Raw genomic sequence first — 11,443 nt, 5'->3', positions numbered from 1 at the left:
AACAGAACGCAACAACTTTCACGTTCCGCACACGCGGATTCACTCCTGCTTCCATGATTTTTCTGAGGCTTTATTCAGGACAACTTACGAGATTCTGAGTCGCAATTTACTGAAGCCTGGAAGCGACTGTCAAATATTAAGAAACAGCCTGGAGAGGAATCCTGATGAGATATACCAAGATCAGTGAAAAAATCTCTCGTGGTGGACAAAAGCGGGATTTTCCTTCAATACCAGTGAATCCCTGCATGGAAACGACTTTGCCTGGGGATGGTGCCAACTTGCTGTTAATCACCACGGTTTAAAGAATTGGAAACAGGCCGGAAGGGAAAGGACACGATACGATGCACCTCCACACGATCGATCTCAATCTTTTCGTGGCGTTTCATGCCATTTATCGGGAGGCTCATATCACCCGCGCAGCCCAGGTTTTGGGCTTAAGCCAGCCGGCTGTGAGTCATAGTCTTTCCCGTCTGCGGGAACTTTACCAGGATCCACTGTTCGTCCGCCGCGGTCCGCGCATGGAACCGACGCCTCTGGCCCGGAACCTTTGGCCACAAATCCACGAGGCCCTGCAGCAGCTGCATCTGAGTTTGCCTTTCAAAGCCCCTGCATTTGTGCCCCAGGAGACAAGGCGCAATTTTTTTCTGGCGACGCGTGATCCCCTGGAAGCCTTTTTTCTGCCGCAGCTCATGCAAGTCTTTATGCAGAAGGCGCCGCTGGCTCAACTCACGAGTCTGCGCATCAAGCGTCAGGATCTGGAAAAGGAACTGGCCTCCGGTCAGCTGGATCTTGCCCTGGATGTGCAGCTGCCGGTGTCCCCGCGCCTGCGTTCTCAAAAACTGATGGAGGATGTCTGGATGGTGGTAGGTCGCCGGGATCATCCCCTGCTCCAAAGGGAGCTGACCCTTGAAGCCTACCTCGCCGCCCGGCATATCGTGGTTTCCTCCCGGCGGATGGGACTGTCCCTGGAGGATTTTGAACTGCAGAGACGGGGCTGGCACCGGACGATCGCCATGCGCTGTCAGCATCTTTTTGCAGCGGCCCGGACGGCGGCGACCACCGATCTGCTGCTGACCGTTCCGGCCCGTTTGATGACGACCAGCGGCCTGCAGCCTGAACTCGCCCAGGCGGCTCTGCCGATCGACTGTCCCCTGCCGGCCATCTTCATGTACTGGCATGAACAGCAGGATCAGGACGAAATGTCCCTTTGGCTACGCACATTATGTCAGAATTTGATTGAGCCTTCCTGTCAGAATGTCTAATCTTGGAGAAGTGCTTAAATCTTCACAGGAAGGATTCCTATGAGTCGGAACTTGCTTCTGAACATGGCAGCTGGCGTCTGCATTCTTATGCCTGCATCGTTTGTGGCAGCCGAGGAGGGCGGTGAACCTGCTTCGCTGCGCTTGTCTCATGGCGTTTGGCGTTACGACATGAACACCTTGGAAGAAGACAATGGAACCACGACCACCAAAACAGAATCTTCCGGCTTCACGACCTTCCCCGGCGACGTTGAACTCGCCGCCTTTGTAGGCGAGTATTCCGTCTATATCTACCCTCAGGACATGGGCGGAAACGTCCTGTTCGGCAAGGCTTTCGACAATCAGGAAGCCGGTCTCAGCCTCGGGATCAACTCGCGCAGCGTCAAGGATGGGGATGAATCCTCAGAAAATTCCATCGGCGGCTATTATTTCTATAGCCGTCCACTGAGCAACAAGGTGACCTTCGAGTTCGATATCAGCCCCACTTACTTCATGGGCAGCGAAAAAAACACGACCGGCGGCACCCCCCCGACGACTCAGGAAGCGGATATTTCGGGATATTCCCTGTATCTTGATCTGCTGGGTGTTGTTCCCATCGCCAAGAACTTCGAATACGTCTTCGGCATTGATTACACCTACACCAAAACGGACATTAAGGTCAAAGGCGGCACCACGCTGAAGAACACGGACACCAATCTGGGTTTGATCCTGGCCAAATTCCGCTTTTTCATCTGACGTGCTCTCCGCAGCCCCTCGAGGGCTGCACCCCTCCTCCATGCTCAAATGACCCACCGCACTTTCCTATGCTTTTCCTTCTCCCAATAATATACAAACGGTGTCCGCGCGTATTGTGTACCCGAGCAAGGAAATTCCCATGAGTCAGAATCCCAATATCGATAAAAAACCCAAGGCTGTTCTGGCGGCCGTGCAGCTCCCAGGCGTTTCGGATGCCGATCATGAGGCCTCGCTCAAGGAACTGGAGCGCCTCTGCACGACTTTGGGCTTTGTGACCCTCGGCCGCATCTCACAAAAACGCAAGGCGCTGGCCACCGGCACGATTCTGGGTGAAGGCAAGTTGAAGGAGCTCGCGGCCTGGACCGGTGGCACCGGCATCGTCCGCGGCTTCAAAAAGGAGGCTGGGGAAGACGATGAAGACGAACGCCCCGAGCCGATGCATCCGCCGGAAACCAGGGCCAATGTCGTGATCTTCGATACGGAAATAACGCCGACGCAGCTGCGCAACCTCGAGGATGCAACCGGTGTCGAGGTTTTGGATCGGAGTGGCGTCATCCTGGAAATTTTCAGCCGCCATGCCCGCAGTCGCGAAGCCCGTCTGCAGGTGGAAATTGCCAAGCTTGCTTACCTGGCCCCGCGTTTGCGGGCGTCCCATGTGGGTGGTGACCGCCAGGGTGGTGGAATTGGCGCGAAGGGTGCCGGGGAAACCGCTCATGAGCTCGACCGGCGTCGCATTCGGGATCGTATTGCGGAACTTCGGCAGCAGCTGGAATCGATTCAGCATGAACAGAATACGCGGCGTGCTCAACGCAGCGAGGTTCCCACGGTCGCGCTCGTGGGTTACACCAACGCCGGCAAGTCCTCGCTGATGCGGGCCCTGACCGGCAGTGAGGTGCTGGTGGAGGACAAACTCTTCGCCACGCTCGACACCACCGTGCGCACCCTGCTACCGGAAACCGTGCCGCGCATTCTGATCTCCGATACGGTCGGTTTTATCAAAAAGCTGCCGCATGATCTGGTGGCTTCGTTTCGATCCACTTTGGATGAGGCTCTGAATGCTTCGCTGCTGCTTTTTACTGTGGATGCTTCCGATCCAAGCTTTCGCTCGCAGATCGAGGTGACCCAGGCTGTGCTGGGGGAAATCGGTGCGACTCAGACGCCGAGCTTTTTGGTCCTGAACAAGGTCGATCAGCTGGAGCCTGAACAGAAGGAGGCGCTGGCGCAGGAATTTCCGGAGGCCATCTTTATTTCCACGCGCAACCCGGACGATATCAAGCGCATGCGGGAACTGATTCTGGGTTTCTTCGAAGCCAACATGATCGACAAAATTCTTCTGATTCCCTATACGCAGGGCAAGGTCCTCGGCATGATCCGAGAACGCGCGCGGGTTTTGCAGGAGAAGCATGAGGACGAAGGAACCCTGGTCACCATTCGTGCTCCGGAGGAAGTGCACGCCTGGATAGAAAAGCAGCTGACCCGGGTTTAACTGAGATGGACTTCGCGGCCCACGATGCAGGCTCTCTTGCCCTCACAGGCGCGGAAGATACGATCATAAACCGCCTGCTGATCAGGCTGATGCGGATCGAGTTCGGGCAGAAGGATCACCTGATGCCCGGCCTGCTGTTCTGAAGCCCGCAGCTGCTGAAACAAAATCTGAGCCGCTTCCGCAACCTGCCCACTGGCGGCGAGATCCTGATAACTGTGAAAATCCTGCCGTCTTTTTTCAAAGCGTCCCGCAAAATCCAGACAGGCGACCGCCTCAAGCGGCAAAATTTCCCGAACGGCATAACCCTCGGGCATGCCGCCCTGCGGCGTCAGCATCCAGGCCGGCGTGTGCGGCGCATAATGCTTCAGATATTGACCAGGACCTTCAACCCGCTTCGGCGTTTGACCCGGCACCTTGCTGCTGAATGAGGCCGTGAAACCCTTGTTTTTTAGGGCATCCAGGATATCCGCTTCCCCGATGGCACCATGCCTCAAAAGACGCAGATGACCATCATCGTCAACCTTCAGGACCGTGGACTCGATACCGATCGTACTGCGATCCCCATCGAGGATCAAAAGCGGTCGATCAAAAAAATCATCGGCCACATGCTGAGCCCGCGTGGGACTGACATGACCAAAGAGATTGGCGGAAGGCGCCGCAACGGGAACTCCTGCGGCCTCAATCAAAGCGCGCGCCACCGGATGCGCCGGTGCCCTGATGCCGACAGAGTCTCCGCCGCCGCGGACCAGACGCGAAACCTGCGGACGCGCCGGAGCCACCAGTGTCAGAGGCCCAGGCCAGAACGTTTCCATGAGGGCCTGGATAAGGGGCCGGGTTTTCGCATTCAAATCCCACAGAGCCAAAGCACCCTCAGCGCCCAGGACATGCACAATCAGAGGATCCTCGAAAGGCCTTTGTTTATAGGCGAAGACCGCTTCCAGGGCCGCATCCTGATCGATCGCCGCGCCCAGCCCGTAGACAGTTTCCGTAGGCATTCCCACCAGTTGGCCGGCCCGCAGGGCTCGCGCTGCGGCCTGAATGGCTTCGGGTGTCGGGAGACTGATCTTTGGGGAACCGTTCATGGCGTGGATCCTCGGGATGGACGCTGTTAAAGAACCCAGAGATGCCATGTTTATAAAGAATTCACAAGGACGCGGTTGCAGAAAGGGCATTTTGCAGCTTAAATTTGCCAAACGCTGGGCCGGGTTACCCCAAAACCTGAATAAAGACCGGACCATCCGCTCTAAAAAAAACGTAAAGCCGCTTTTTCACTCAATTTTTTTGTGATTTTGCCGATACGTGTGGTATTCAAGTAAGGAACTGAGGAGGAACGTATGCCTATCGGGACTATGGAAATGTTCATGATTGCCGGCGTGGTTGTCTTGCTATTTGGCACCAGTAAACTTCCTAAACTCGGCCAGAACCTGGGCGAGGGTATTCGTAACTTCAAACGCTCCGTAGCGGACGCTGAAAAAGATCAAGCCAAACTTCCAGAAAACAAGGCTTGATGCCCTTCATCTGAAGCAGGCCGGCTGAGTCCGGCTGCTCAGATCATACCTGCCCCTTTTTCTCAATGCACAGGCACTTCATCCAGACTATCGCGCAGCTTCTTCAAGGCTTCAATCGACAGCTCATATTTGCAGCCACAGAATTCGCAGGCAATCTCTGCTGATTCCTTATCCTTGACCATCTCATCCAGCGTGCCACGGCCAAGCAGAAGGAGCGAACGTTCCACGCGTTCGACACTGCAGCCACATTCATAATGTGGTTTGTAAGGATGCGTGACCTCCTCGAATTCGAAGTGATCCAGATAGATATCGATCAGATCCTCCGGAGCTGCGCCGTGCTGCAATTTTCTGACTGTGGATTCCACCAGAGGTTGCAGCTGCTCGAGCTTCTGAATGATTTCATCGGTATAGCCAGGCATCAGCTCGATGATATAGCCACCCGCAACTTCCACACCTTTTTCCGCGGGGCGCGCCGCGAGAGAAACGATGGCTGGAATCTGATGCGACTGGTTCAGGTAGTAGGCGATGTCGTCCCCGATCTCGCCAGTGTAAAGCTCCACGGTGCCGCGCAATGGTTCACGTTCAAAGGGACGTGACTGAATCACATCCAGGCGGCCGGCTCCCAGGCCCGCACCCAGATGCGTGACACCTTCAGGAAGCTCTGCATTACGATTTTCACAGTAGACCTTGGCTCCGCCTTCATACTGAGCCGAGGCAAAAATACTTTGAATGGGTCCCTCACCAATAAAATGAAGCGCGGTGCCGAGCCGCTCTTTCATTTGACTGGCCATCAGAATCGCGCCCGTGATCGCACGAGCCATCAGGGTTTTCGCCAAGGGCGAGGCTTCAAAATAGCGAAACGCATCGTTCACGGTTTCTGTACTGATGACCGTGGCGATGCGAATGGAACCATCTTTGGAAAGAAATTTTTTGAGTTCCGCCATGCTGTTTTTCCCTGCATAAACGAATGAAAACTGCAGGGCTTTATTATTTGAACTTCTGACGCTTGGCAAGGGGGATACCCAATCACGCCATCAAGGCATGGAGACCGATCGGATCTGAATATCCCCATTGCGCGACTCCTTGCCGCGTACAGTGAAAATCAGGGTATAGTCCCCGGATCCAGGCAGTTCCCACTCCGTATTGGCCGCGCGCCGGTTTTTGATTTCACCTTCGCTGACATACCAGCCAATTTTCACCGGCTCGTCCTGAGGGTTTTGCAGCGTGCTGGCGATCTTCACAACCTTGTCCGTGACCGGCTCATTCGGAAGCGGCAGGTCCAGGGTTGAGCCAAAGAGATTCTCACTCGCACCCGGCACGGTGTTATCACGATAAACAATAAAATCCCCGACCACCGGCAACTCCCGTGAGCCATCACTTACAACCAGCGTATAACGGAGGCGCACAAAGCCCTCTTTATCAAATGTGGATAACGGTGTGCTCAGCTCCTGAGCTGTGGGCAGGCTGGCCGTCGCATCAATCGTGACATGACGCAGACCGGGATAATCATGAGGCGCCGCTGCCGCCACCGTCCAGTTCGTAATCGGCAAAGTCGGAGGCTGTAGCTCCACCTCACCTGGTGTCAATGTCAGCGTTTCCATATCCGCGGGTCCGATAAAGTGAAATTGCAGGGTCACGGTCCCACCCGCAACGGGTGCCTCCCAGCCGCTGGCATCCAAGGGCGCCGTTGGTGTGCTCGCTCCTGCGGGCGGATTCACCAGCACCAGAATCGGTTTCAATTTATCCGCGGTTTCCGGCCTCTTGTCTTCACCTGAACAGGCCAGCAGCAGAGTCAGGAGTCCTATAAGAGAAGCGATTCGCATTAGAATTCTCCACTGATCTGGATATATGGAATGGGAGGCAGGGCCGATACCTCGTCTTTTTCGGAATAGTCGTAGTTGTACTGCACGCTATCCACCCGACGTCCGACCGCCAGGTAATCCACACCGAACTGATACTTCAGCTTGAACGTATCGTAAAGCGAGTCGTAGGTCGCAAAGAGCGCAATCGAATGCGAAGCGGGAGCCCGGGCGCTGTTGGGATTCGACTCGTCATAGAGCGGCTGATACTTGTCGAGGTTGCCGTTATACACCGCCCCTGTCACCGGCGTGTAAGGGCTTTGGGTATTGTACTTCACCCTGGTTCCAAGATCCCAGTAAGCATTGATCTTATAGGAGCCGGCCAGATTCAAAATATGAGTCTGATCGTAGGCGCTGGTAAACCACTCATCCTGATCCGCTTTTTTCTCTTCGGACACCGACCAGGTGTAGGCAAGCCAGCCAAAGAACTGTTCAGTCAAATTCCTGCGAATGAAAGTTTCGAAACCATAGGTGCGGCGGCTGCCGGTATCCTGATAATTTTCGGGCCCACCGGAAACCACCAGACGGTAGGTCTTCTTGTAGAACGCTTGAAACTCCGACACCCACCGATCCGTCCAACGCGTTTCAAGACCCAGCACATAGTGATTGGATTTTTCATAGCCGATATCGGGATCACCGAAAGCCTCGTTGGTTTCCTGCGGTTCGGGAGCAATGGAGTAAAGTCCCGTGGCGGCCTTCAAGGTATTGCTCTCATCCAGCGGGTAACGCAGGGCGAGACGTGGGTCCACACCGACCTCGTCCACAAAACCGGCTTTGAAAAGTCGCACACCAGGCGTATAGATCAAGGATCCAGCCTGCAGATCGATGCTGCTCCAGGCGGCGAAGTTCGAAAACGAAAAGTCGGCGGAGGTAGCGATACGGGGCGCGTCCTCGGGATCGTAATAGGGATCATCACCGGCAAAGGCGGGAGCCATGATATCGAACTTGCCGACATTGTACTGCGGCAGGATACCGAGATAAAGATTGCGTCCCTTGTCGAGCCTTTTGGTAAATTCCGTCGGCATCTGCAGGACATTGCTGGTGATAAAAATCTTGTCATCACCAAAGCCGACTTGAAAGCGGGAGTACGAATACTGCGGCGTCATCCGGTAACGCCAGCCTTCCCCTAGATTATGATCGCGTTCCAGGCCGATCACAGCAAAGCGATTCTTGAGGCTGAGATCCACCTTGCCATCTTCGTCGGAACTGCCATCAAAAGGCGCCGACAGGGTCAGGCCATCCTCGCTGGCAATCATCGTCAGTTTATAGCTGGTCGTCTCATTTTTGGTCAGATAGCGGGCATACGCATCGCCAAAAAGCGGAACCACGGTCACATCGCTGTCATCGGGAATGACCGACGGCAGGATATATTCCAGCGTGCTTTTGCGGACGGAAACAGCGATGGCACTTTTTTCGTCCAGCGGACGCTCGTGATAGATGCCGAGATAAAAGGGAACGTTGACGACAAAATCCGTGCGCGGCACTTCCGGCACTTTATCGGAGGAACGCAGAACGATAATCCCGCCCGTGGCATCCCCATACTGAGCCCCGAAACCACCGGAATTAAAGTCCACATCCGTCAGCTGCTGTGCCGGGACCACACTGAGGTTGGCGACCTGATGGAAGATGCTCGGCACCATGATATCATCGACAAAATAGCGGCTGTCGTTCGGACCCGAGCCGCGAATGACGACTTCTGTGCGGCCGGGGTTGCTCTGGACACCAGGCAGAAGCTGCGTGATCTGCGCGGGGTCACCACCGGGAGCAATCCGGCTCGTCTCCTGGACGGTGACGGTTTTCCGTGAGGTTTCCGGACGCCGCTGTCCGGTAATGACGACTTCACTATCATCCGGTTTGCCGGGCGGCAAATAAACATTGTAATCGGACTTGCCACGGAGCTCCTTGAAATCGACGAAGACAGCTTCGTAGCCTTGCCGCAGGACCTGGATGGAACCGTCGCGTTCAGGAACCACCAGCTCCAGCGTCCCGTCCGGCCCTGTGGACAGGATTTCATGGCCAATGCGAACTTCGGCACGTTTCAGGATGCGCCCGGAACCCTTGGCCATCACTTTAAGCAGGACTTTCGTCGCCGGGGCTGCAGCCGGCGGTGGAGGCACCTCGGGCTGGGACAACGCCTGGGATGCCGCTGCACAGCAGCACAGGAGTGTCAATCTCTGTATTTTTTTTAAGCTGATCATCGACATGAGGACGCCTCATTGCTTTCCGTTATACTCGGATTCAGAGCACATGAGGTATTATAGGGACGCGACTGCTCCGGTCAAGTCAACACCGGGATTCCCAGCGATAGGATCGTGCATGGAACTCTTACAACAGGCAGGCTTTACGCGTATTCTCGCCATTTGGGGCGCATCCTTGCTGCTGCACATCATCTTTTTTTCAGTGGTGCAATTCGTCCCGCGAGCGGAGCGGGCGAAGACCTACAGCAAGGTTGCAGTGAATGTTGTGGAAAAACCCAAAACCGTGGAAGCTCCACCTCCCGAACCTGAGCCCAAACCCAAGGAAGCGCCAAAACCCAAACCCAAAACGCCGCCACAGCCGAAGGCCACGCCGGCGAAGAAACCTGTCGACAACACACCACCGCCGCAGCCGGTGATGGGGCTCAGCAAGGATTCCTTTGCGGAAGGTGGCAAGGGTTCCTTCAGTGCTCCGGCCGGCAACACCACCATGCTTCCTGATGAAGGCAAGCGTCTTTCGCCCGAAGAGATTCGCAAACTCGATCGCGATCTCAGTGCCGACGCCACACTCATCGCCGGCAGTTTCATTCGTCCGGAATATACAGCCGAAGCCGAGGAAAACAATCTGGAAGGATCCTTCATCATCGATGTCTATGTCGATGCCCAAGGCAAGGTGGTCGAGGCGGAGCTTCGCAAGAAAATTGGCTACGGCATGGATGAACGCGTGCTCCATGCGGCCCGCAACTCCCGCTTTTCGCCGCGCAAAAACCCTCTCGGCCAACCCCTCGCCGGCTGGACCGAACTTAAAATCCGTTTGGACCTGGAATAAGCCCCACGAATTTGCAAGTCCTATCGAGGGCCTGAGGCTGGAATTCAGCCGCCAGCGCCCGCAGGGCTTTCTCACGCCCGTTATCAAAGAAAAAGAAAAAGCTGGAAGAAGCTGAGATCAGTCGCGAGATTCATTTTTTTTGATCAGAGTCCGAAGAATCGGACCAGGAGCCTGCATAGAGGAGGGACCACTATGCTTACGTTTGATCATCGGGATTTTACCAAATCTGCCTTGTCGTTGGCTGGAGGAATGCTGGGGGTTGCGCTGCTGGCCGCGTGGCGGTCGGAGGGCGACATTCCCACGATGAGTTTGACCTTGGGACTGCCGGTCGGAGTCGTGGCCTTCTGGGGGATCTATTCCTTACGTATGAAAAGGTTGGCCCAGGAACTCGGCTTCGTGCGGGATCATCCGCGTATCACACCGAAAGGCGGTCCGGTTCGCGGCAGTTTCAAACCGAAACTCCTGCATCGCGGCAGCCACACGCGGCTGACGACCGATGCAGGCCGGCAGCTGCCGCGCTTCCGCACGCGCCCCAGAGCTTCCCCATTGACCTGGGATACGCAGGATACGCCGCCTGTTCGTGATCAGTGGTACATGTAAAGCACGCCGCATTTAGAGATGACGTCGCATAAACTTCCGAATGAGCTGAGCAAACTGGTAAGGCGCCTCAATATGAGGGGCATGCCCGCGATCGGCGAGCAGGTAAAGGACAGACCCTGGAATCTGACTGCGGACAAAATCCGCTGTGGCGGGCGGGAAAAAGGTATCCTCATCACCCCACACGATCATGGTGGGAAGTTTGATATCCCTGAGCCGGTGATTGAGAGCCATTTTCTCGACGTTCGGATCGTTCAGGGTTTGAATCCCTTCCAGGAGATCGCTCATGATTTTCTTGTACCAGGTCGCGTGCTGGTGAAAATCACGAAAAATGTGTTCCTTGACAAAGGGCGGAATCATCGGCGGCGTGTGACAGACCCGATTCAGGAAGTATTCGAACTGCAGGTGAGTGGCGATCGCAAAAACATTGCGACCATTCAGGAACTCCTGATAGATCGAGGGCTGATCCTGAAGGACGATGGCCGCACAGTCCACGAGACTTAGGGATTTGATGCGCTCGGGCATGCTGAGGGCCAGTTCCGCAGCGATGGCGCCGCCGAGGGAGTTGCCCACCAGATGGAATTGATCCCAGCCGGTTTGCTCGATAAAGTTATGCATCCACTTGCTGTAGTTGCTGAGTTTGTAAGTTTCACTCTTGTGCTTGAAACTGCGGCCAAAACCGGGCAGATCCGGAACCAGCACGTCACAGTCCTTCGCCAGGAACTGGGCAGCGTTGTAGAAGTTTTCCTTGGCATCCGCGAAGCCTGGCAGGAAGATCAGTTTCTCGTTGTGACCCTGATCGGTCACCATATATTCGATCTTATGTTCCGCCCCACTGCATTCCACCCGGCCCTTCATAAGCTTCAGGTGCAGCTTCACATACTGCGTGTAGAATTCCTCGCCAAAATTTTCCTTCCAGCGATCGGGAATGTTCCGCAGAAGTTCATCGCGCAGGCTCAGGGCGAATTTCATCGT

12 protein-coding genes are annotated in these 11,443 nt (G+C 55.4%); 7 read left to right on the top strand and 5 right to left on the bottom strand.

Annotated elements, in window-relative coordinates; genetic code table 11:
- Positions 1-341 precede the first annotated feature (341 nt).
- The 3 genes from OLTU_RS07640 (at position 342) to hflX (ending at position 3,480) form a co-directional block, all read left to right on the top strand.
- The gene (locus OLTU_RS07640; protein WP_141732163.1) at positions 342-1,262 is read left to right on the top strand and encodes a LysR family transcriptional regulator; all 921 of its coding nucleotides are present in this window, start codon (positions 342-344) and stop codon (positions 1,260-1,262) included.
- A gap of 39 nt (positions 1,263-1,301) precedes the next feature.
- Positions 1,302-1,994, top strand: coding sequence for a hypothetical protein (locus OLTU_RS07635; RefSeq protein ID WP_141732162.1), 693 nt, complete (start codon positions 1,302-1,304; stop codon positions 1,992-1,994).
- Positions 1,995-2,133: 139 nt separating this feature from the next.
- Positions 2,134-3,480, top strand: a complete 1,347-nt coding sequence (gene hflX / locus OLTU_RS07630; protein ID WP_141732161.1) for a GTPase HflX — start codon at positions 2,134-2,136, stop codon at positions 3,478-3,480.
- Here the strand turns inward: hflX and OLTU_RS07625 are convergent.
- Positions 3,477-4,562: an L-threonylcarbamoyladenylate synthase gene (locus OLTU_RS07625; RefSeq protein WP_176736418.1), complete on the bottom strand. Its 1,086-nt coding sequence runs from the start codon at positions 4,560-4,562 to the stop codon at positions 3,477-3,479. The two genes, hflX and OLTU_RS07625, sit on opposite strands and share 4 nt — an antisense overlap.
- On the opposite strand from OLTU_RS07625, the gene OLTU_RS31815 reads away from it, so the two are divergent.
- A complete protein-coding gene (locus OLTU_RS31815) occupies positions 4,561-4,767 on the top strand; it encodes a hypothetical protein (RefSeq protein ID WP_176736417.1) in 207 nt (68 codons plus the stop codon). The two genes, OLTU_RS07625 and OLTU_RS31815, sit on opposite strands and share 2 nt — an antisense overlap.
- A 47-nt stretch (positions 4,768-4,814) precedes the next feature.
- The gene (locus OLTU_RS07620) at positions 4,815-4,988 is read left to right on the top strand and encodes a Sec-independent protein translocase subunit TatA/TatB (protein ID WP_141732159.1); all 174 of its coding nucleotides are present in this window, start codon (positions 4,815-4,817) and stop codon (positions 4,986-4,988) included.
- Positions 4,989-5,050: 62 nt separating this feature from the next.
- Here the strand turns inward: OLTU_RS07620 and OLTU_RS07615 are convergent, their stop codons facing one another.
- From OLTU_RS07615 to OLTU_RS07605, 3 genes are all read right to left on the bottom strand, one after another.
- Positions 5,051-5,932 (bottom strand): Hsp33 family molecular chaperone HslO, encoded by an 882-nt coding sequence (locus tag OLTU_RS07615; protein ID WP_141732158.1) that lies wholly within the window; start codon positions 5,930-5,932, stop codon positions 5,051-5,053.
- 90 nt (positions 5,933-6,022) lie between these two features.
- The gene (locus tag OLTU_RS07610) at positions 6,023-6,811 is read right to left on the bottom strand and encodes a hypothetical protein (RefSeq protein ID WP_141732157.1); all 789 of its coding nucleotides are present in this window, start codon (positions 6,809-6,811) and stop codon (positions 6,023-6,025) included.
- A complete protein-coding gene (locus OLTU_RS07605; RefSeq protein ID WP_218109898.1) occupies positions 6,811-9,045 on the bottom strand; it encodes a TonB-dependent receptor plug domain-containing protein in 2,235 nt (744 codons plus the stop codon). The genes OLTU_RS07610 and OLTU_RS07605 overlap by 1 nt, the downstream gene beginning before the upstream one ends.
- 118 nt (positions 9,046-9,163) lie before the next feature.
- Between OLTU_RS07605 and OLTU_RS07600 the strand changes: the two genes are divergently transcribed.
- Positions 9,164-9,871 (top strand): energy transducer TonB, encoded by a 708-nt coding sequence (locus OLTU_RS07600; protein ID WP_176736416.1) that lies wholly within the window; start codon positions 9,164-9,166, stop codon positions 9,869-9,871.
- Between the two features lie 192 nt (positions 9,872-10,063).
- Positions 10,064-10,471 carry a hypothetical protein gene (locus OLTU_RS07595; RefSeq protein WP_141732154.1) on the top strand — a complete coding sequence of 136 codons (408 nt, stop codon included), beginning with the start codon at positions 10,064-10,066 and terminating at the stop codon, positions 10,469-10,471.
- Between the two features lie 12 nt (positions 10,472-10,483).
- Here the strand turns inward: OLTU_RS07595 and OLTU_RS07590 are convergent, their stop codons facing one another.
- Entirely contained in the window at positions 10,484-11,440 is a 957-nt protein-coding gene (locus OLTU_RS07590) for an alpha/beta fold hydrolase (RefSeq protein WP_141732153.1), read from the bottom strand.
- Between the last annotated feature and the right edge of the window lie 3 nt (positions 11,441-11,443).

This window comes from Oligoflexus tunisiensis, from assembly GCF_001748245.1.
In the GTDB taxonomy this organism is placed as follows: Bacteria; Bdellovibrionota_B; Oligoflexia; order Oligoflexales; family Oligoflexaceae; genus Oligoflexus; species Oligoflexus tunisiensis.
This window is presented reverse-complemented; position numbering and strand designations above follow the sequence as displayed.